We start from the raw sequence: 18,452 nt of genomic DNA on the forward strand, positions 1-18,452 counted from the left end.
GGAATCGCAACCGCCCCTTAAGCATTAACGGCGATTGTGCAGGTCTTTCCGTCCACGGACGCCCGGACCGCCCCATGTTCCAGATCATCGGCATCGTTCTCCTGTTCGGCATGGTGTTCGGTGGATACACCATCGCCGGCGGCAAGATGGGCGTGATCACCCACTCGCTTCCCTATGAGATGATGATGATCGGCGGCGCGGCGGCTGCAGCCCTGATCATGTCCAACTCCGTCGCGACCCTGAAGGGTCTGGGCGGCAGTTTCGGCCGGATGTTCGGCGGCAACAAATGGAAGAAGCAGGACTACAAGGACCTGCTCAGCCTGTTGTTCCAGCTGACCAAGACGATGAAAACCAAGGGTGTCATCGCCCTCGAAAGCCATATCGAGAAGCCGGCCGAAAGCACCATCTTCCAGAAATACCCCAAGGTCCTGAAGGACCATTTCGCCACGGACTTCATCTGCGACACCCTGCGCATGATGACCATGAACCTCGAGGATCCCCACCAGATCGAGGACGTCATGGAAAAGCAGCAGGAGAAGCACCACCACGAGGCGCTCGGTCCGGCGCATGCGCTCCAGAACATGGCCGACGCCCTGCCCGCACTGGGCATCGTCGCCGCCGTGTTGGGTGTCATCAAGACCATGGGCGCGATCAGCGAGCCGCCGGAAGTGCTCGGCGGCATGATCGGCGGCGCCCTGGTCGGGACCTTCCTCGGCGTCTTCCTGGCCTATGGCCTGGTCGGACCGCTGGCGGCCCGTCTCAAGGAAGTCATCGATGGCGACAGTGCCTACTACAAGATCATCCAGTCGGTGCTGGTCGCGCACCTGCACGGCAATGCGGCCCAGATCTCGGTTGAAATCGGCCGGGTCGATATCCCGACCACCTGCCAGCCCTCATTCCTCGAAATGGAAGAGACCCTGTCCAGCGTCCCCGCCGACGGGGCCTGATTGCAGCGGTGTCGTGTCCAGCCTGGATCGCGGCCGCAGCCTTGCCGTTTGCATCCGGGCTTGCGTGAGACCTCACAAACGCGTTACCGAGGGAACCGCGGGGATTGCCCCCGTGTGATTCCAACTCAGGGGTAACCTCATGACCATCCGTCAACTGCTGGCCGTTTCGGCTGCCGCCACCTTCGCTCTGACCGTCGCCGCCTGCCAGCCCGCCGCCGAGCCGGCCGCTGAATCGGCTGACACCGCCGCCGCCGCTGCCGACACCGCCGCCGTTGCCGCCGATTCGGCCGCCATGGACGCCGCTGCCGCTACGGATTCCGCCGCTGCCGCTGCTGCCGCCACTGAAGCCGCTCCGGCCGAAGCTGCTCCGGCCGCCGCTGCTCACTAAGCTATCTACCTGATTTCGGGGGGCAACCTCCGGAGCGGAAAAGGGGTCGCCCATCGGGCGGCCCCTTTTTTCTTGCCCGGCCAGGGTGATCACGAACGCGTGAGATTTCGCTTGCGGAATGGCTCACAAATCCGTTATCACCCTCCTGCGGGGATTCATGACCTCGCTTGACCCTCTCCTGAAGGAATTCCACATGACCATCCGTCAACTGCTGGCCGTCTCGGCCGCCGCCGCCTTCGCTCTGACCGTCTCGGCTTGCCAGCCGGCCGCCACCGACAAGGCTGAAGACGCCGCTGCCGACGCCACGGCCGCTGCCGACACCGCCGCCGACGCCGCCGTCACCGCCGACGCCGCCGCCACCGACGCTGCTGTCGCCGCCGGCGAAGCTGCTGCCACCACCGAAGCTGCTCCGGCCGCCGACGCTGCCATGGCTCCGGCTGCCCACTAAGCTTTCCAGCTTACAGGCAATCATTTCGGGCTTTCGGGCCCGGAACGGAAAAGGGGTCGCTTCGGCGGCCCCTTTTTTCGTGCGCGTGGCCTCCCCCCGGGTGTAAGGCGCGACCATGCCGCATGACGACCCGCCCCCCGACCTGTCGCCCCGTCTGATCTGGGCCGAAGACGGGTCACCGCGGTCCGGCCGTTTCGACGACGTCTATTATTCCCGGCAGGACGGGCTCGCGGAAAGTCGCGCGGTCTTTCTGGCTGGCTGTGGTCTTCCCGAGGTCTGGGTCGGACGCAGCCGGTTCACGGTCGGCGAACTCGGCTTCGGCACCGGCCTGAACATCGCGGCCCTGCTCGACCTGTGGCAGCGTACGGCCTCGCCCGGTGCCCATCTTCACATCTTTTCGGTCGAGGGCTTTCCCCTCCGGGCGGAGGACGCCCGGCGCGCCCTGGCCGCCTGGCCGACGCTCGCCGGCGTGACAACGCCATTGCTGGACGCCTGGCCCGACCCCACCCCCGGCTTTCACCGTATCGATCTACCCGCCTGCCACGCCACACTGGATCTGGCCGTGGGTGAGGTCGGCTGGGCGCTGGAGGCCTGGCAGGGGCGTGCCGACGCCTGGTTCCTCGACGGCTTCGCCCCCGCGACCAATCCCGACATGTGGTCGCCCCGGGTCCTCGACGCGATTACGGCCCGGTCTGCCCCCGGGGCCCGTCTGGCCACCTTCACCGTCGCCGGAGCGGTCCGTCGCGGTCTGACCGACCGGGGGTTCGCCGTCGCCAAATGCCCGGGGCACGGCCGCAAGCGCGAACGGCTGGAAGCGATCCTGCCGACCCGGTCGCACCCCGATCCTGCCCTGCCGTCGGTTGCCGTGATCGGGGCGGGTATCGCCGGGGCGGCCCTGGTCCGGGCCCTGGCGGCGCTCGGTGTCACCGCCACGGTGATCGAGACCGTCGCGCCCGGTGCCGGCGGGTCCGGCTTTCCGGCGGCCCTGGTCACCCCCCGTCTCGACGCGGGCGATGCGGTGATCGCCGCCCTGGGGGCCCAGGCCCTTGATCGGGCCACCACCCTCTATGCCGCCGTCCCCGGGGCCGTTCTGGCCCGGGGCGTCCTGCAACTGGAACAGGCCCCCCGGGACGCGCGGCGCTTTGCCAGGGTCGCGGACCAGGCCCTGTGGCCGGACGGGGCCATGCGCGTCCTGTCCGCCGGGGCCGCGAGCGAACGCCTGGGAGAGGATGTCCCGACCGGAGGGCTGGACATGACCACCGCCATGGCCGTGGCACCGTCACCCATCCTCGCCGCTTGGCTAGCCGATACCGTCAGGACAGGCACCGCCGTGCACCACCTCGAACCTGCCGGGGACGGCTGGCGCCTGATCGCCGAAGACGGCACACCGATCCTGACGGCGGACAGGGTGATCATCGCGGCGGGCTGGGGCTCGGCCGCCCTGCTGGGATCCGACCATCCTGTTCTTGCGCCGGTCCGCGGACAGGCCGGCTGGACCGACGGCCCGACAACGCCGGCCGTCGCCTGGGGCGGCTATGCCATTCCGACCGCTGACGGGGTCCTGTACGGGGCCACCCATGATCGCGGCGACACCGGCACCGACGTGCGGGACGCGGACGGCAGCCGCAATCTGGAGGCCCTGCGCGGGCGTCTGCCGGACCTCGCGGCCCGGATCGCCGCCTCTGGGCCCGGCCAGGCCCGCGCCGCTGTCCGGGCCACCACTTCGGATCGCCTGCCCCTGGCCGGGGCCCTGCCCGAAAGCGAGGGCGTGTTCATGCTGACAGGTCTGGGATCGCGTGCCTTCAGCTTCGCGCCACTTCTGGCCGAACATGTCGCGGCCCTGGTTCTCGACCGACCCTCCCCCCTACCCGCCGCCGTGGCCAGACAGGTAGATCCCGCACGACTGATCCGCATTCCGCCCCTTGCGGAACCGCGTCAGGACGCGCTTGTTTGAATTTCGACAGCCGCCGAGAGGAGTGTGCATGCGTACCGTCTCGATTCCGATGGCCCGGACCTTGGCCCTCACCTTGACCCTGACGTCGCTGGCCGCCTGTGCACCCGGCCAGCCGGCCGCCAATGCCGCCGGTGCCGGTGGTGCGCGTCAGTGCTTCTGGGCCTCGTCCCTCACCAATTTTCGCCAGGGTGACCACGGCCACCTCTATATCCGGGACCGCGCCGATCAGGTCTTCGCGGTGAGCACGCTTGAGCGTTGCCAGGAGCTGGATCTCGCCAGTTCCGTGGCGATCCACTCCGACTTCAGCAGTGTCGGCCGCCTGTGCGTCGGCGATCCCGCCCGCATTACCCTGCGTAGTCTGGGGGGTGAACCGGCCACCTGCCGCGCCCGCATCGATCGCCGCCTCACGCCTGAAGAGATCGCCGCCCTGCCCGACGACCAGAGACCCTGACCCCCGGAGAGTCCGATGTCGCGCCTGAAACCTGTGTTTGCCGCCGCCACCCTCGTCATCCTTGCCCCAGCCTGCGCCCCGGGGCCCGGCATCGACCCGACGGACCCGTCCTCCAGACGCGCATGCTTCTATCAGGACGAAGTCAGCAGCTTTCGCCCTGGAGAAAGCCAGTCGCTCTATGTGCGCGCGGTCGGTGCCGACATCTTCGAGCTCAGGGCCTCGGCCCACTGTCGCGATCTCGACACCGCCGACGCCCTGGCCTTCACGCCGATGCCCGGGCCACCCCGACGACTGTGCGTCGGCGACCATGCGCAGCTATCTGTTTCGGCCTCGATCTCGCCCGCGACCCCGTGCCGGGTCGAGGTCGTGCGTCGGCTGACGGCTGAACAGGCCGCCGCCCTGCCGGACCGCTACCGCCCCTAGATCGTCCAGCCCGGCGCGACATCCGGACCGCGCTGGCCCCTCGCTCACCGCAACCGATCGGGCTCTAGCGCTTCTGGGCGTAACCGAGGCGCTGGTTCAGGCGATCGATCAGATCGATGGCGGTCTCGGCGATGACCGAGCCCGGCGGATAGACAGCCGCCGCCCCCATGTCGATCAGGGTCTGGACGTCCGACGGCGGGATCACCCCGCCGACCACAATCATGATGTCGGGCCGCCCCAGCTTCTCCAGCTCGGCCTTCAGCTCCGGCACCAGCGTCAGATGCCCGGCCGCCAGGGACGAGGCCCCGACCGCGTGGACGTTCTTTTCGACCGCGTCGCGCGCCGCCTCGGCCGGGGTCTGGAACAGGGCTCCGGCCGTCGCCGCCAGTCCCAGATCGCCATAGCCGGTGGCGATGACCTTCTGACCCCGGTCGTGGCCGTCCTGTCCCAGCTTGGCGATCAGGATCCGCGGCGGTCCGCCGTCGTTCTCGATGAAGGTGGCGACCATGTCGCGGGCCCGGCTGATCTTCGGATCCTTGCCCGCGGCCTTGGCATAGACGCCCGTGACCGTCTTGACCGTGGCCACATGCCGCCCGAAGGCCGCTTCCAGCGCATCGGAGATCTCGCCGACCGTCGCATGGGCCCGGGCCGCGCGGACGGTCAGTTCCAGCAGGTTGCCGTCGCCACGCGCGCCCTCGGTCAGGGCGGTCAGCGCTGCCTGCACCGCCGGTTCGTCGCGCTCGGCCCGCAGCTTCTGCAGCTTCTCGATCTGCCGCGCCCGCACCTCGGCGTTGTCGACCTTCAACACCGGAATGTCGTCCGCCACATCATTGAGATAGCGGTTGACCCCCACCAGCGTCTGCTGGCCGGTGTCGATGCGCGCCTGGGTCCGGGCCGAGGCCTCCTCGATCCGCAGCTTGGGCACGCCGGCCTCGATGGCCCTGGTCATGCCGCCCAGCGCCGCGATCTCGGCAATGTGCGCCCGCGCCCGTGTGACCAGGTCCGCGGTCAGGCGCTCGACGTAGAAGCTGCCGCCCCAGGGATCGATGGTTCCGGTCAGGCCGGTCTCCATCTGCAGGAACAGCTGGGTGTTGCGGGCGATCCGGGCCGAAAAATCGGTCGGCAGGGCCAGGGCCTCGTCCAGCGAATTGGTGTGCAGGCTCTGGGTCTGGCCACCCGCCGCGGCCATGGCCTCGACCACGGTGCGCGGCACATTGTTGAACACATCCTGGGCCGCCAGCGACCAGCCCGAGGTCTGGCAGTGGGCCCGCAGCGACAGGGATTTGGGATCCTTCGGCGCGAACTCGGCCTGGACCAGCTCGGCCCACAGCAGCCGGGCGGCCCGCATCTTGGCCACCTCCATGAAATAGTTCATGCCGATGGCCCAGAAGAAGCTGAGCCGCGGCGCGAAGGTGTCGACATCCATGCCCGAGGCGACCCCGGCGCGGATATAGTCGATGCCGTCGGCCAGGGTGTAGGCCAGCTCCAGATCGGCCGAGGCCCCGGCCTCCTGCATGTGATAGCCGCTGATCGAGATCGAGTTGAAGCGCGGGGCTTCGGCCGCGGTCCAGGCGAAGATGTCCGACACGATCCGCATCGAGGGTTCCGGCGGATAGATGTAGGTGTTGCGGACCATGAACTCCTTGAGGATGTCGTTCTGGATGGTCCCGGTCAGGGCGCTGTGCGGCACGCCCTGTTCCTCGGCGGCCACGACATAGAGGGCCAGGATCGGCAGCACCGCCCCGTTCATCGTCATCGACACGCTCATCGTGTCCAGCGGAATGCCGTCGAACAGGGTGCGCATGTCGAGAATGGAATCGATCGCCACCCCGGCCATGCCGACATCGCCCGCGACCCGCGGATGGTCACTGTCATAGCCCCGGTGCGTGGCCAGATCGAAGGCGATCGACAGCCCCTTCTGACCGGCCGCCAGATTGCGCCGGTAGAAGGCGTTGGATTCCTCGGCGGTCGAGAAGCCGGCGTACTGCCGAATGGTCCAGGGGTTGGACGCATACATGGTCGGATAGGGGCCACGCACGAACGGCGCGAAACCGGGCAGGCCACCGGTAAAGTCCAGCCCGTCGACGGCGTCAGGGCCATAGGTCGGGGCCACGACGATGCCCTCGGGGGTGTCCCAGTCCGCGCGGCGCGGTGCGGGTCCGACGCTACCGGGGTCGAGATCGATGCGGGTGAAGTCGGGAAAGCCGCTCATCGGGCTGCCTCCTGCGTCGCCGTCTCAAAGGGCGCGGCGAACCGCACCGGGGTCAGCGGCACACAGGCATCACCGCCGCCGGACACAGTCGCCGCCGGCTCGGCTTCGACCGGGGCCGAACGCGTCTCGGCATTGACGAATTTGGTGACCCCGATCAGCTGGGCCCGGCCCTCGGCCAGATCGGTCTCGCGCAATGCGCGGGCCGTGGCCACCCGCGCCTGGATCGTTCCGGCCTTCAGGGCCGCGATCACGCCGCCCTCGCCCTCGATGCGCTGGAGCTCGGCCCAGCCGGCCTCGGCCAGATCGCGGGTGCGGGCGTCGAGGAACCAGGAACCCGCCGCCGGATCGTCGACCCGGCCCAGATGGGCCTCTTCCATCAGCACCAGCTGGGTGTTGCGCGCCAGCCGCCGGGCGAAGGCGTCCGGGCGTCCGGCGGCGCGACTGAACCCGTCCAGCACCACCGCATCGGCCCCGCCGACGGCTCCGGCGAATCCCGCTGCGGTCAGCCGCAGCAGATTGGGCCAGGGATCGCGCGCCGACAGCATGCGCCGCGACGAGCGCGCCTCGATCGTCGCGGGCACCTCCAGCCCCAGGGCCCTGACCAGCGAACCCCAGATCAGCCGCAGGGCCCGCACCCGGGCCAGGGCGTCAAAATATTCAGCATCGACCGACACACCCAGAACCGTGCCCCGCGCCGCCCGTTCGAGGCTAAGCCCCGCCGCGACGCCCGCCTTGAGGCTGGCCAGGGCCGAAGCGGCGGCAAAACCGAGCTCCTGTCCGGCCGAGCCCCCGGCCTCATGCACGACCCGGCCACTGGCCAGGAAGAAACTGGCTTCAGGATAGGCACCCGCATGCCGCGCCGCTGTATTGGCGGCAAGGGTCAGGTGCTCATCGAGCGGCCGCGGCGCGGCCCCGGCAGCAGCGAAGGCCGAAACCGGATCCAGGTGGAAGCGCAGCATCGCCCGCGGCGAGCCCTTGGCCGCCACCGCCAGCGCATCGGCCGCGACCGGACCGGCGAGCCCGGCGTCGAGCCCGACCGCCGCCAGCTCCAGCGCCACCCCGTCCAGCGCGCGCGCCAGCAGGTCGCTGTCCGACAAAACGGCCCCTGACAGGATCACCGAGGCCGCGCCGCCCTCCAGATCGGCCAGCACCGCCGCATTGACCGACTCCGGGGTGTCGCCCTCGATCAGGGTGCGCAGATCCCAGGCCCGGCCGTCGGCGTCCGCGGCCCGCGACGCGAACACCGGGGCGACCGCATCATCGGCCGCATACAGGGGCGCGACCGTCAGGCCGTCGGCGTCCGTTCGCGTCAACTCTGACAGCGCGCGCCCCTTCAGGGCCTTGCCGGCCTGGGCCGCCCATTGGGCACGGGTCGGCCGGACGAACAATTCGGACATAGGGACTCCAGCGAAAAACCTGCGCCTCTATGGCGCGGGCACACGCCGCGCGTCCAGTCCGGGGAGCGACCGGGAGGCACACACGGAAAGGCCCCGCCGCTCGCGCGACGGGGCCGATCGGCTGTCGGGGAGGCGGTCGACTATTGCGGACGGGTCGATCCCGAGGCATCGGCGTCGCCGCTGGCAGACACCGCTACACCGTTACGATTGGCGGACGCCGAGCCGGACGACGAGGCTCCACCCCGCGCCGCGCTGTTGCCGGATTCCGACCGGCTGTCCGACATCAGCCCACCGGTGGTTCCGACACCGTTGTCGGTCCCGGCATGGCCCGAACCCGATCCGGCGGCGGCACCCGACAGTTCGGTCGACCGGACAGTATTGAGTGCACCGGCGGCGGTGCCGCGGGCCTGGTCCCGGGTACGGGCGGCCGCGCGTTCCGCGCGCGCAGCGGCGGCAGAGGCCCGCGCGCGGGTTCGTTCAGCGCGGGACTCGGCCCGGGCGCGGGCCTGCTCGGCCAGGCTGGTGGTCTCGCCCAGACGGTCGCTGACAATGCCGCGATCAATCGATCCGCCGAAGGCACCACTTCCCGAACCGCCGGCCTGCCCGGTCACACTGCCGAGTCCACCGAGGCTGCCACCACCACCTCCGGTGATTCCGCCGGTAATGCCGCCGACCACCTGGGCCTGGGCCCCGCCGGCCATGACCAGGGCAACTGTCGCACTCGCGGTCAGCAATAGGATCTTGCGCATGGTGTCTTCTCCTGAAACTCATTGAGGACAGACGTTGCCCTCAGTGAGCCCAACGACGGGCCATGCGGATTTCATCCGTCGTCCGGATTTCTTTCAGCGCGTCAGTCGTCCACGCGCCCCGACGGCCCGGGGGGCGACCCGGAGCTCAGCCCCGACCAGACCCCGGCCGTAGACCGGATCGGTCCCTGCGGCCCCCAGGTCGCGCGCCTCCCGTGCCAGCGCCGCGACGGCTCGTTCCGCCCGCCCGTCCTCCAGGCGAGCGGCCAGCAGGCCGGCGACGAGCGGGGCGGCGAAGGAGGCCCCACGCACGGTGGCATAGCCTCCGCCCAGCGTGGCCGCGGCCATATCAGCCCCGGGTGCCGCAAAATCCACCTGCGCGCCGCGCCCGGCCTCCGGCAGAACACGATCGCGACCACTGACCGCCGTGACGCCGATCACACCCGGATAGGCCGCCGGAAACAACGGCGGCGCGGCCGGACCGTCGTTGCCGACCGCCGCGACCAGCAGATGATCGCGCCCGACCAGTCGGCCGACCACCACCTCGACCAGCGGATTGCGTGGGCCGACCAGGCTGATGTTGATCACCCTGACGTCGCGCGCCGCCATCCAGGCCAGCGCCCTTGCCAGGGTTTCGGCCGAACCACCGGTCACCGCCCCGCCGTAGACATCGGCGGCAAACAGGTCCGCGCCGGGCACCGCCCCCGCGAAGCCCGGCCCGCGTCCGGCCAGCAACGAGGCAACCGCGGTGCCGTGGGCGGCGGGACGAACGGGACCGGCGAAGCCCTGCTGGATCAGGGTCACGGACGACAGGCTGGGATGACCGCCCTCCACGCCGGTATCAATCATCCCGACCCGTCGACCGGGCGACGACCCCGAGGTCGGCACAGCCACCCGCCCGGCAACGACAATTGCGGATCCGGCCGGCCCGTGGATGTGATTGAAGGTGTAGCTGCCCTGCGGATCGATACCCGCCAGGCGTTCGACCCCGTCCCGCAGCGCCATACCCCGCGGCGGGGTCAGGACCACGACCGTCAGGTCCAGCCCCTCCAGCCGGGTTTCACGCAGCACGGAGAAACCGTCGGCCCGGGCCCGTTCAAGCGCGGCCGGATCGGGATCCGTGGCGAGAATTTCGCCGCGCACGACCGGCCAGCCCTGGGGATCGGCCTCAAGCGCCCCGCGCGACTGACGGATCAGGCGGGTCAGATGGGACGGAGCCGCCTCGACCACAGCGTCAACCTGCCGCTCCAGGGCGTCCACGCGTCCGACCACCCGGCCGGGCAGCGTCTCGATCCGACCCGGCGGCAGACCCGGTCCCGGCAGTGACGGCAGGCCGATCTGGGCCAGGGCCGGCGAACCCGTAGCCAGCCCCGCCAGGACGATCGCCACCATGACTGATCGAATCATTCGCGCCTCCGTTCCGCCGGGCCGTGTCAGAAAATTCTTGGTCGCGCGGCCGTTATGGATGAAACGTCCGGCCGACACCGTTCTATCCATCATGACCCGGGATCGCCATTGGATGAGTTTCAGGAAGGCCTTGTCGCGCTGCTGCCGCGCCTGCGCCGGCTGGCCCGCGCCCTGGCCCGCTCCGAGGTCGATGCCAACGATCTGGTCCAGGACACCGTTGAACGCGCCCTGGCCAAACGCTCGGGCTTTCGGCCCGGCACCCGTCTGGACAGCTGGACCTTCACCATCATGAGACGCCTGTTCATCGACCAGGGGCGGTCGCGCACCCGCTGGGGCCGGGTCGTCACGCCGGCCACCGCGGCGAGCGAGGCCGTGGCCGACGTCAGCATGGCCGGCGAAGCCCTGCGCGCCGACGCCATGGCCGTGCGCACCGCCATCCACGCCCTGCCGCGCGACCAGCAGCTGGCCGTGGCCCTGGTCCTGATCGACGGCCTGTCCTACGCCGAGGCGGCCGCCGTCGCGGGAGTCCCGGCCGGAACCCTGACCAGTCGTCTGGTCCGGGCCCGACAGACCCTGATCGAGACCCTCGCCGCACAGGGAGTGAATCCATGACCCTCGACGACCTGACCCTGATGGCCTTTGTCGACGGCGAACTGCCCGCCGCCGAGCACGAGCGGGTCGCGGCCGCCCTCGCGCGGGATCCGGCGCTGCAGGCCCGTGCCGAGGCCCTGCGCGGGGCCCGTACGGTGGCGCGCGAGGCCTTTCCGATCGTCGTCGACCCCCGCGATGCCGCTCTCGCCGCCCGCATCCGGTCCAACGCCCGCGGCGCGCGGGCGCGGCGGTTTGCGCCCGCAGACCGGCTCGCCGCCTGGCTTCCGCGCCCGGCGCTGTGGGCCGGCCTGGCCGCCGCCGGGTTCGCGGCCGGGATCGGCGTCGGCTGGCTCGCGCCGGGTCCGACGCCGGACGGTCTTGTCCTGCAACCAGGCGGACAAATCGCCGACGGGGCCCTGACCCGCGTGCTCGACACCCGCCGGGCCGGCGACGGGGCCGACGCGTCCGGACACCGGGTGAACCTGACCTTCAGATCCGTCGAGGGGGAATGGTGCCGGACCTTTGCCGCCGACACCGACGGCGTGGCGGGCCTGGCCTGTCGCCGGGACGGCCACTGGCAGGCCCGGGTGATCACCCCGTGGGTCGCGCCCGGCTCCGGTCTGCGCACCGCCTCGGCCGAAACGCCGCCGGCCATCCTGGCCGAGGTCGACGCCCTGATCAGCGGTCAGAGCCTCGACACAGCCACCGAGGCCGATCTCCTCGCCGCCGGATGGCCTGAACCCTGACGCCATCCATGGGATGAATTCGTCCCGCTCCGTCGTTGGACCTTCGCAGGCAGCTTTGCCGTCGTCGTGAGGTTTCGGGTGGACGCGGACAAATTCAGGGATCGAGCCGCCGTCTGGCGACAGCGGGCCGCCGAACGGCACGACGCCCGGGCGAAGGCGGCGGACCTGCAACTGGCGGAGGAATACGAACGCCTCGCGGCCACCCTGTCGGCGTCTGCCGCACCGATCATGGCGGACGATCTGCCGGCCCCCGTGCTGGATGACGCCGTCACCGCGCCCTGAACCGGGACGGCCCGGGTTGGCCGCCCACCGGCCTCGACCGACGCCACCGGACGTGATCCGCGCAAACGCCGGCCCCCACCCGACCCGGTCGGGCGATGGCTGGGTTGATTGTCAGGAAAAGGGAATGGTGGACGCGACAGGGATTGAACCTGTGACCCCCTCGATGTCAACGAGGTGCTCTCCCGCTGAGCTACGCATCCGCCAAAGCGGTTCCGGACAGGTCCGGAACGGGAAGGAGCGGTCTATAACCCGGTCGCCGCGCGCACTGCAAGAGCCAACACGCCGCAACCGCTCACAAATGAATTTGAACGCCGGGGGCCGTGGCGGCGGCGGTGAAGCTAGGCCGCGACCATCCGTTCGACCTCGGTCACCAGATCCCGCAGATGCACGGGCTTGGACAGGACCTTGGCCTGGGGCGAAGCCTGTGCCGCCGTCAGGGCCACGGCGGCGAAACCGGTGATGAACATGATGCGAATGCCCGGCTGACGGGCGGCGGCGACGCGGGCGACCTCGATCCCGTCGGCACCGGGCATGACGATATCGGTCAGCAGCAGGTCCCACGGGCCCTGGTCCAGCGCGTCGATGGCGTCGTCACCGTTCTCGCAGTCGACCACCGAATGGCCGGCCCGTTCCAGCGCTCGCGTGAGGAATCCCCGTAGCGAACTATCGTCTTCAGCCAGCAGAATTCGCGCCATACCCCGGTCGTCCCTTGATCTTTGACCCTGACGCTAGGCCCGGAACGGTAAACCGGCCATGAAAAACAGCAATATGCCTGGACGCGACCTGTGTACGGTCCGGGAAATGATGCAGACATGCCGCGGATGAAGCCAGAGATGACAGCCGTCGCCAGCGACGCCGCCGGACCGGCCCTGCCCGGGGGCTACCGTATCACCCCGGGCCGGAACGCTCCCGGCCCGTTCGTCTTCGCCTCGCCCCACTCCGGCCGGTTCTGCCCGGCCGATCTCCGGGCGAGGGCGGACCTGACGCCCAAGGCCCTGCACGGCACGGAGGACGCCCTGGTCGACCGCCTGATCGAGTCCGGCCCCGACCATGGCGCCGTGGTCATCGCCGGCCAGATCGGCCGCGCCTATGTGGACCTGAACCGGGACCCGGCCGAACTGGACCCCCGATTGATCGACGATGTCCCCGATGTCCCGATGTCGGCCAAGGTCGCGGGGGGATTTGGCGTCCTGCCACGCCTCGGCAGCGACGGTCTGCCTCTGTATGACCGTACCCTGCCACTGCACGAGGCCCGGGACCGGATCGCGCGGGTCCACACGCCCTATCACACGGCCCTGGCCGGCCTGATGCAGACCGCTCAAGCCCGTCACGGCCGCGCCGTCCTGATCGACTGGCATTCGATGCCGGCGCGGATGAATGACGGAGCGACCGGTCCCGATGTGGTCCTCGGCGATCGCTTCGGCACGAGCTGCGCCGCCGGTCTGACCCGATATCTGAGAGCCGCCTTCGAACGCCTCGGCTGGCGGGTCGCCCTGAACCAGCCCTATTCCGGCGGGTATTCGACCCGGATCTGGGGTCGGCCGGACGACGGCTTCAACGCCATCCAGATCGAACTGAACCGGGGGCTCTATTTCGACGAATCGACGCGCGAGCCGGGCCCGGGCTGGTCGCGCTGCGTCAGCGGACTGGAGCGGGTCATCACCGCCCTGTGTGCCGACGCGCCCTGAAAAAAATGCCGCACCCGGGGGTGCGGCATTGAAGTCTATAGGGAGGAAACGCCCAGAAAGGGCATGACGCCCGGAGGCGTCGTCGAGAAAGTTAGGTTGCAGCGCACAATACGTCAAGAGACCTTCTCGCACCTGCGATCACCGCCTGTTACGGCCTGTTCATTCCGGTCCGGGCCGCGCGGGCGGCGCGATCAGTCAAGCGTTGCCGGCAAACCTATTTCGTTTCCAGAAGCCTGCGGGCGGTGCGGATCGCCCGGGCGGCCGGCGAACCGGCCTGTCGCCAGATCAGCAGGGCGAAGGCCGAGGCGACGCCCGCCGCCAGCCACCAGGGTCCGAACAGCCAGGCTGCCGCTGCCAGGGCGAAATAGTAGCCGCGCACCCCCTGGCTGAAGGCGCTCAGGGCCGGATTCAGCAAGGCCGCCGCAGCATCGCCCAGGGCGACACGATCCGCGGCCTCATGGGTCTCCGGCGCCGCCCCGATCAGGGCCAGGGTGTAGTTGAGCTGGCGGATCGACCAGATGAAGTCCAGCAGCCCCCGCGCCAGGCAGACCAGGATCAGCGCCAGTTTGCCTTCGAGCAGAGGCAGCGGGACCGCCTCCGCCCCGACCGCGGCCACGCCCCGCAGCGCGCCCTCACCGCCGAACAAAATTCCGCCGACGGCCGCGATCAGAAGCAGGTTGGTCGAGGCGAAGAAGGAGGCCGAGTTGATCGTATGGCCCATCAACTGGCTGTCGACCATGCGGATCTCGCGGTGGACCATGACCCGCATCCAGGCCCGCCGCACGAGGGTCATGTCATCGTTCAGCGTACCGCTGCGCCGTGCCAGCACATCCAGCAGGGGTCCGTAGCCGAGCCAGCACACCATGAAGAGGCTCAAGGCCGCGATATCCGGAATCGTCATCGTCCACTCCCTGGGTCGCGCGGCGCCATTGTCCTGCCGCCGGATGGGTCCAGGAGCAAGTCAGCCTTGCTCCCCGGCCCGACCCGGACTATCACGCCCGCCTCTCCTTCGCAGTTGCACAATACGGTTCGACCATGAACATCGACGCCATCCCCGTCGGCCCCAATCCGCCCTGGGACCTGAATGTGATCATCGAGATCCCGCAGGGTGGTCTCCCGGTCAAGTACGAGATGGACAAGGAGTCGGGGGCCCTGTTCGTCGACCGTTTCCTGCACACCGCCATGTACTACCCGGGCAACTACGGCTTTGTGCCGCACACCCTGTCGGACGATGGCGACCCCTGCGACGTCATCGTGCTGAACCCGACCCCGGTCGTGCCGGGCTGCGTGATCCGCTCACGGCCGATCGGCGTGCTGATCATGGAAGACGAAAAGGGCATGGACGAGAAGATCCTCGCCGTGCCGGTCGACGCCCTGCACCCCTATTACACCGACATCGCCAGCTACCGGCAGCTGCCCAACATCATGGTCGAGCAGATCCAGCACTTCTTCACCCGCTACAAGGACCTGGAGAAGAACAAGGAAACCACCGTGAAGGGCTGGGGCGACGCCGGCGAGGCGGCAGAGCTGATCGTCACGGGCATGCGCGCCCACCAGGACAAGCTGAAGGCCGCCATCGAGGCCAACGCCGCCTGATCCGGCGCGGAAAACCTGCCGGCTTCCAGCACCTCAGGCCGTTACAACCGTCTGGATTCGCCGGGTTTTCATTAAATATCCCGTCCAGAACCTGGCGCCCGCGTCCGGTGTGGTAAATTGCGCGGGTCGCATTTGGCTGTGCGGCCGGTGTTGCCGGACACCAGGGCCGGTTGGCAGGGTTGGCAGGGTTGGCACCCCGTTTTTCCAGAACCCTGCCAAATCCACCACCGGACGAGAATAAGCCCTCGCCCACCGCGACCATGTCTTCACCCCTCCTGCAGGACACGCTAACGAAGCCCATGGCCGCTGCCGACACCCCCGCCGAGACCTTCAAGCGTGCGCTCGCCCATGCGGCGCGCGCCCTGGCGGAGCAGGCCGAGCTGGAGGTGACCTTCGGCTCCGACGGGCCGCGGCTGGTCAACGGCATCCTGACCCTGCCGCACCCGCCCCGCGACCCGTCCGGCCCTGACAGCGCCACCCTGCGGGGACAGACCGACCGGCTGGCCCTGCGTCTGGCCAATCACGACGAAGGCCTGCACAGCCGCCTGCGCCCCGCCGACAGCCGCGCCGCCGAGGTGTTTGAGGCGGTCGAGCAGGCCCGGGTCGAGGCCGTCGGCTCCCGGTCCCTCGCCGGCGTGCGCGCCAATATGGGCGCGGCCCTGCTGACCCGGCTGGAAAAGAGCGGGGCCCTGCGCGCCGCCGACGCCGAACAGGTCTCGGTACCCGAGGCCCTGGCCCTGATGGTGCGCGAACGCCTGACCGGCCTGCCCGCCCCCGACGCGGCCCGGGCCATGGTCGATCTGGTGCGCGCCGACATCGAAACCCGGGCCGGCGACCCGCTGGACGCCCTTGCAGCCAGCGCCGACGATCAGGAAGCCTTCGCTCTCAAGCTGCGCGAGGTGCTGCGGGCGCTGGACATGGACCCCGGCGACGGCCGGGGCGACGACGCGTCCGAGGACCAGGGCGACGAGGAGCCCGACCCCCAGGACCCGGACGCCGCCGACGATCAGGACGACGAGGATGACTCCGGCAGCGAGGGCGGCCAGTCGATGGAGGGCACCGCCGACGACCAGTCGGCCGAGGAGGATCGCGACGCCCGCCCCGACGGCAGCCCGGCCGATCCGGACGGCGACGCGACCGAGGACGGGCCGGAACTGGATGACGGCTCCCTGCCCAACCGCCAGCAGACCAGCGACGACGGCCGGGCCGTCGACGCCTACAAGGTGTTCACCACCGCCTATGACGAGGTCATCGACGCCGCCGACCTGTGCGACCCGATGGAACTGGACCGGCTGCGCGCCCTGCTGGACCAGCAGCTGACGGCCCTCAGCAGCATCGTCTCCCGCCTCGCCAACAAGCTGCAGCGTCGCCTGATGGCCCAACAGAACCGCAGCTGGTCGTTCGATCTCGAGGAAGGGGTGCTGGATACGGCCCGCCTGACCCGGATCATCACCGACCCGACCGCGCCCCTGACCTTCAAGGCCGAGAGCGAAAGCCCGTTCCGCGACACGGTCGTGACCCTGTTGCTCGACAACTCCGGCTCCATGCGCGGACGCCCGATCATGGTCGCGGCCGTCTGCGCCGACATCCTGGCCCGCACGCTGGAGCGGTGCGGGGTGAAGGTCGAGATTCTCGGTTTCACCACCCGGGCCTGGAAGGGCGGCCAGTCGCGCGAGGCCTGGATCAGCGCCGGCAAGCCGGCCATGCCCGGCCGGCTGAATGACCTGCGCCACATCATCTACAAGGCCGCCGACTCGCCGTGGCGCCGGTCCCGCAAGAACCTCGGCCTGATGATGCGCGAGGGGCTGCTCAAGGAAAACATCGACGGCGAGGCCCTGACCTGGGCCCACGACCGGCTCACGGCCCGGCCCGAGGCCCGTCGCATCCTGATGGTCATCTCCGACGGGTCGCCGGTCGACGACTCGACCCAGTCAGCCAACGCCGCCCTCTATCTGGACAAACACCTGCGTCAGGTGATCGAGGAGATCGAAACCCGCTCGCCGGTCGAACTGATCGCCATCGGCATCGGCCATGACGTGACCCGCTGGTACCGTCGCGCCGTGACCATCGTGGATGTGGAACAGCTGGCCGGGGTCATCATCGAGAAACTGGCTGAACTGTTCGACGCCAAGCCCAAGACGGTCGAGCGCGCCACCGGCCGCGCCCGATCCCGGAGAGCCGCATGACCCTGTTCAGACGCTTCGGGGCGCTGGCCGCGGCCCTGGCCCTGGCGGCCTGCGCCACCCTGCCTGTCGCGCCGTATGTCACGACGTCCGCCGACGGCTGGATTCCGGTTGCGGCGCAGACCCGCCCGGTCAGTCTCGGCCTGCTGCCCGGGGCCCGGCTCGTGGAAGGGGTCCGGTTCGCCGGTGGCATCGTCGTCGCCAGCCCCGAAACCACGCCCCTGCACGGCCTGTCGGATCTGAAAATCCTCGACGGTGACCTGGTCAGCGTGACCGATGCCGGAGACCTTGTCCGGGCCCGGCTGAGGCTCGACCGTCAGGGTCGCCTGACAGGCCTGGACCAGCCCCGCGTCCGCCGCCTGACCCTGACCGACGGCCGCCCGATCACCGAAAAGGTCGACGGCGACGCCGAAGGCCTGGTCATCACCGCCACCGGCGACCTGCTGATCAGTTTCGAGCGCGACCACCGCATCTGGAACTATGGCCCCTTGGCCCGGCCGGGCGCACACCCTGTCCCCGTCGCCGCACCCGACTATGCCTTTCCGGCCAATGACGGGATGGAGGGGCTCAGTGCCGCGCCGGGCGGCTGGCGTGCCACCGGGGAGTCCGGCGGCGTCTGGGACTGTGGGTCGACCGGCTGTCGCGCCGTGGTCGCGCCGCCTGCGGCCCTGCTGACCGATGCCGACTACCGCATCACCGGCCTGGACCGGGACCCGGCGGGAAACGGCTGGTTTGCGGTTGAACGCAGCTTCCGCCCGCCCGCCGACGTGCGCGCCCGCGTGCGCCGCATGGCGGTGGACGGCAGCCTCGGCCCTGTCCTGATCGAGCTTAAACACCCCGGCACGGTCGACAATTTCGAAGGCATTGCCGCCGTCGCCACCCCCGGTGGCGTCCGGCTCTACCTGCTGTCCGACGACAATTTCAGCGACAGGCAGCGCACCCTGCTGCTGGCCTTCGACCTGGCCAACGCCCGGCACTGACCGTCGGGCCGCG

19 protein-coding genes and 1 tRNA gene are annotated in these 18,452 nt (G+C 69.8%); 13 read left to right on the forward strand and 7 right to left on the reverse strand.

All coding sequences use genetic code 11. From position 1 onward, the window contains the following. Positions 1-74: 74 nt before the first annotated feature. The 6 genes from motA to AACZ75_RS05860 all read left to right on the forward strand — a co-directional run bounded on the left by motA (position 75) and on the right by AACZ75_RS05860 (position 4,611). On the forward strand, positions 75-947 hold the full coding sequence (gene motA / locus AACZ75_RS05835; RefSeq protein ID WP_339871803.1) for a flagellar motor stator protein MotA: 873 nt from the start codon (positions 75-77) through the stop codon (positions 945-947). A 139-nt stretch (positions 948-1,086) separates the two neighbouring features. Next, a complete protein-coding gene (locus AACZ75_RS05840) occupies positions 1,087-1,335 on the forward strand; it encodes a hypothetical protein (protein ID WP_339871804.1) in 249 nt (82 codons plus the stop codon). A 193-nt stretch (positions 1,336-1,528) separates the two neighbouring features. Beyond that, complete coding sequence (locus AACZ75_RS05845; RefSeq protein ID WP_339871805.1) at positions 1,529-1,783, forward strand: hypothetical protein; 255 nt, start codon at positions 1,529-1,531, stop codon at positions 1,781-1,783. 115 nt (positions 1,784-1,898) lie between these two features. After that, positions 1,899-3,737, forward strand: a complete 1,839-nt coding sequence (gene mnmC / locus AACZ75_RS05850) for an FAD-dependent 5-carboxymethylaminomethyl-2-thiouridine(34) oxidoreductase MnmC (RefSeq protein ID WP_339871806.1) — start codon at positions 1,899-1,901, stop codon at positions 3,735-3,737. Between the two features lie 28 nt (positions 3,738-3,765). Next, positions 3,766-4,188 (forward strand): DUF6491 family protein, encoded by a 423-nt coding sequence (locus AACZ75_RS05855; protein ID WP_339871807.1) that lies wholly within the window; start codon positions 3,766-3,768, stop codon positions 4,186-4,188. 15 nt (positions 4,189-4,203) lie between these two features. Then, the gene (locus tag AACZ75_RS05860) at positions 4,204-4,611 is read left to right on the forward strand and encodes a hypothetical protein (RefSeq protein ID WP_339871808.1); all 408 of its coding nucleotides are present in this window, start codon (positions 4,204-4,206) and stop codon (positions 4,609-4,611) included. A gap of 64 nt (positions 4,612-4,675) precedes the next feature. Here the strand turns inward: AACZ75_RS05860 and scpA are convergent, their stop codons facing one another. The 4 genes from scpA to AACZ75_RS05880 all read right to left on the reverse strand — a co-directional run bounded on the left by scpA (position 4,676) and on the right by AACZ75_RS05880 (position 10,373). Then, positions 4,676-6,823: a methylmalonyl-CoA mutase gene (gene scpA, locus AACZ75_RS05865; protein WP_339871810.1), complete on the reverse strand. Its 2,148-nt coding sequence runs from the start codon at positions 6,821-6,823 to the stop codon at positions 4,676-4,678. After that, the gene (locus AACZ75_RS05870) at positions 6,820-8,220 is read right to left on the reverse strand and encodes a methylmalonyl-CoA mutase family protein (RefSeq protein ID WP_339871811.1); all 1,401 of its coding nucleotides are present in this window, start codon (positions 8,218-8,220) and stop codon (positions 6,820-6,822) included. Before AACZ75_RS05870 ends, scpA begins: the two co-directional genes overlap by 4 nt. Before the next feature lie 140 nt (positions 8,221-8,360). Further along, a complete protein-coding gene (locus AACZ75_RS05875) occupies positions 8,361-8,969 on the reverse strand; it encodes a hypothetical protein (RefSeq protein ID WP_339871812.1) in 609 nt (202 codons plus the stop codon). Between the two features lie 93 nt (positions 8,970-9,062). After that, positions 9,063-10,373, reverse strand: coding sequence for a S8 family serine peptidase (locus AACZ75_RS05880; RefSeq protein WP_339871813.1), 1,311 nt, complete (start codon positions 10,371-10,373; stop codon positions 9,063-9,065). Between the two features lie 108 nt (positions 10,374-10,481). On the opposite strand from AACZ75_RS05880, the gene AACZ75_RS05885 reads away from it, so the two are divergent. From AACZ75_RS05885 to AACZ75_RS05895, 3 genes are all read left to right on the forward strand, one after another. Next, positions 10,482-10,985 (forward strand): sigma-70 family RNA polymerase sigma factor, encoded by a 504-nt coding sequence (locus AACZ75_RS05885; RefSeq protein ID WP_339871814.1) that lies wholly within the window; start codon positions 10,482-10,484, stop codon positions 10,983-10,985. Further along, complete coding sequence (locus tag AACZ75_RS05890) at positions 10,982-11,710, forward strand: hypothetical protein (RefSeq protein WP_339871815.1); 729 nt, start codon at positions 10,982-10,984, stop codon at positions 11,708-11,710. The genes AACZ75_RS05885 and AACZ75_RS05890 overlap by 4 nt, the downstream gene beginning before the upstream one ends. A 78-nt stretch (positions 11,711-11,788) precedes the next feature. Beyond that, positions 11,789-11,992, forward strand: coding sequence for a hypothetical protein (locus AACZ75_RS05895; RefSeq protein WP_339871816.1), 204 nt, complete (start codon positions 11,789-11,791; stop codon positions 11,990-11,992). Positions 11,993-12,117: 125 nt separating this feature from the next. Here the strand turns inward: AACZ75_RS05895 and AACZ75_RS05900 are convergent. Both AACZ75_RS05900 and AACZ75_RS05905 read right to left on the reverse strand, forming a co-directional pair. Further along, positions 12,118-12,192 (reverse strand) — tRNA-Val (locus AACZ75_RS05900). A 138-nt stretch (positions 12,193-12,330) separates the two neighbouring features. Continuing rightward, positions 12,331-12,687 carry a response regulator gene (locus AACZ75_RS05905; protein WP_339871817.1) on the reverse strand — a complete coding sequence of 119 codons (357 nt, stop codon included), beginning with the start codon at positions 12,685-12,687 and terminating at the stop codon, positions 12,331-12,333. Positions 12,688-12,825: 138 nt separating this feature from the next. On the opposite strand from AACZ75_RS05905, the gene AACZ75_RS05910 reads away from it, so the two are divergent. Continuing rightward, entirely contained in the window at positions 12,826-13,680 is an 855-nt protein-coding gene (locus AACZ75_RS05910) for an N-formylglutamate amidohydrolase (RefSeq protein WP_339871818.1), read from the forward strand. Positions 13,681-13,894: 214 nt separating this feature from the next. On the opposite strand, the gene AACZ75_RS05915 is transcribed toward AACZ75_RS05910, so the two are convergent. Further along, complete coding sequence (locus tag AACZ75_RS05915; protein ID WP_339871820.1) at positions 13,895-14,581, reverse strand: DUF599 family protein; 687 nt, start codon at positions 14,579-14,581, stop codon at positions 13,895-13,897. Between the two features lie 134 nt (positions 14,582-14,715). Here AACZ75_RS05915 and ppa point away from each other — a divergent pair, with 134 nt between their 5' ends. The 3 genes from ppa (at position 14,716) to AACZ75_RS05930 (ending at position 18,439) form a co-directional block, all read left to right on the forward strand. Then, positions 14,716-15,276 carry an inorganic diphosphatase gene (gene ppa / locus AACZ75_RS05920; protein ID WP_339871821.1) on the forward strand — a complete coding sequence of 187 codons (561 nt, stop codon included), beginning with the start codon at positions 14,716-14,718 and terminating at the stop codon, positions 15,274-15,276. 299 nt (positions 15,277-15,575) lie between these two features. Continuing rightward, positions 15,576-17,462 (forward strand): cobaltochelatase subunit CobT, encoded by a 1,887-nt coding sequence (gene cobT / locus AACZ75_RS05925; protein WP_339871822.1) that lies wholly within the window; start codon positions 15,576-15,578, stop codon positions 17,460-17,462. Further along, positions 17,459-18,439, forward strand: coding sequence for an esterase-like activity of phytase family protein (locus AACZ75_RS05930; RefSeq protein WP_339871823.1), 981 nt, complete (start codon positions 17,459-17,461; stop codon positions 18,437-18,439). The genes cobT and AACZ75_RS05930 overlap by 4 nt, the downstream gene beginning before the upstream one ends. Positions 18,440-18,452: the final 13 nt, after the last annotated feature.

It is taken from the genome of uncultured Brevundimonas sp. (assembly GCF_963975535.1).
GTDB lineage: Bacteria > Pseudomonadota > Alphaproteobacteria > Caulobacterales > Caulobacteraceae > Brevundimonas.

Bases quoted from the DNA above. Each gene is read 5' to 3' on its own strand.
- AACZ75_RS05875 (WP_339871812.1), bottom strand. From the start codon at position 8,969: ATGCGCAAGATCCTATTGCTGACCGCGAGTGCGACAGTTGCCCTGGTC.
- AACZ75_RS05855 (WP_339871807.1), top strand. From the start codon at position 3,766: ATGCGTACCGTCTCGATTCCGATGGCCCGGACCTTGGCCCTCACCTTG.
- cobT (WP_339871822.1), top strand. From the start codon at position 15,576: ATGGCCGCTGCCGACACCCCCGCCGAGACCTTCAAGCGTGCGCTCGCC.
- AACZ75_RS05845 (WP_339871805.1), top strand. From the start codon at position 1,529: ATGACCATCCGTCAACTGCTGGCCGTCTCGGCCGCCGCCGCCTTCGCT.
- AACZ75_RS05905 (WP_339871817.1), bottom strand. From the start codon at position 12,687: ATGGCGCGAATTCTGCTGGCTGAAGACGATAGTTCGCTACGGGGATTC.
- AACZ75_RS05910 (WP_339871818.1), top strand. From the start codon at position 12,826: ATGACAGCCGTCGCCAGCGACGCCGCCGGACCGGCCCTGCCCGGGGGC.
- AACZ75_RS05870 (WP_339871811.1), bottom strand. From the start codon at position 8,220: ATGTCCGAATTGTTCGTCCGGCCGACCCGTGCCCAATGGGCGGCCCAG.
- ppa (WP_339871821.1), top strand. From the start codon at position 14,716: ATGAACATCGACGCCATCCCCGTCGGCCCCAATCCGCCCTGGGACCTG.
- mnmC (WP_339871806.1), top strand. From the start codon at position 1,899: ATGCCGCATGACGACCCGCCCCCCGACCTGTCGCCCCGTCTGATCTGG.
- scpA (WP_339871810.1), bottom strand. From the start codon at position 6,823: ATGAGCGGCTTTCCCGACTTCACCCGCATCGATCTCGACCCCGGTAGC.
- AACZ75_RS05890 (WP_339871815.1), top strand. From the start codon at position 10,982: ATGACCCTCGACGACCTGACCCTGATGGCCTTTGTCGACGGCGAACTG.
- AACZ75_RS05915 (WP_339871820.1), bottom strand. From the start codon at position 14,581: ATGACGATTCCGGATATCGCGGCCTTGAGCCTCTTCATGGTGTGCTGG.
- AACZ75_RS05840 (WP_339871804.1), top strand. From the start codon at position 1,087: ATGACCATCCGTCAACTGCTGGCCGTTTCGGCTGCCGCCACCTTCGCT.
- AACZ75_RS05860 (WP_339871808.1), top strand. From the start codon at position 4,204: ATGTCGCGCCTGAAACCTGTGTTTGCCGCCGCCACCCTCGTCATCCTT.
- motA (WP_339871803.1), top strand. From the start codon at position 75: ATGTTCCAGATCATCGGCATCGTTCTCCTGTTCGGCATGGTGTTCGGT.
- AACZ75_RS05880 (WP_339871813.1), bottom strand. From the start codon at position 10,373: ATGATTCGATCAGTCATGGTGGCGATCGTCCTGGCGGGGCTGGCTACG.
- AACZ75_RS05930 (WP_339871823.1), top strand. From the start codon at position 17,459: ATGACCCTGTTCAGACGCTTCGGGGCGCTGGCCGCGGCCCTGGCCCTG.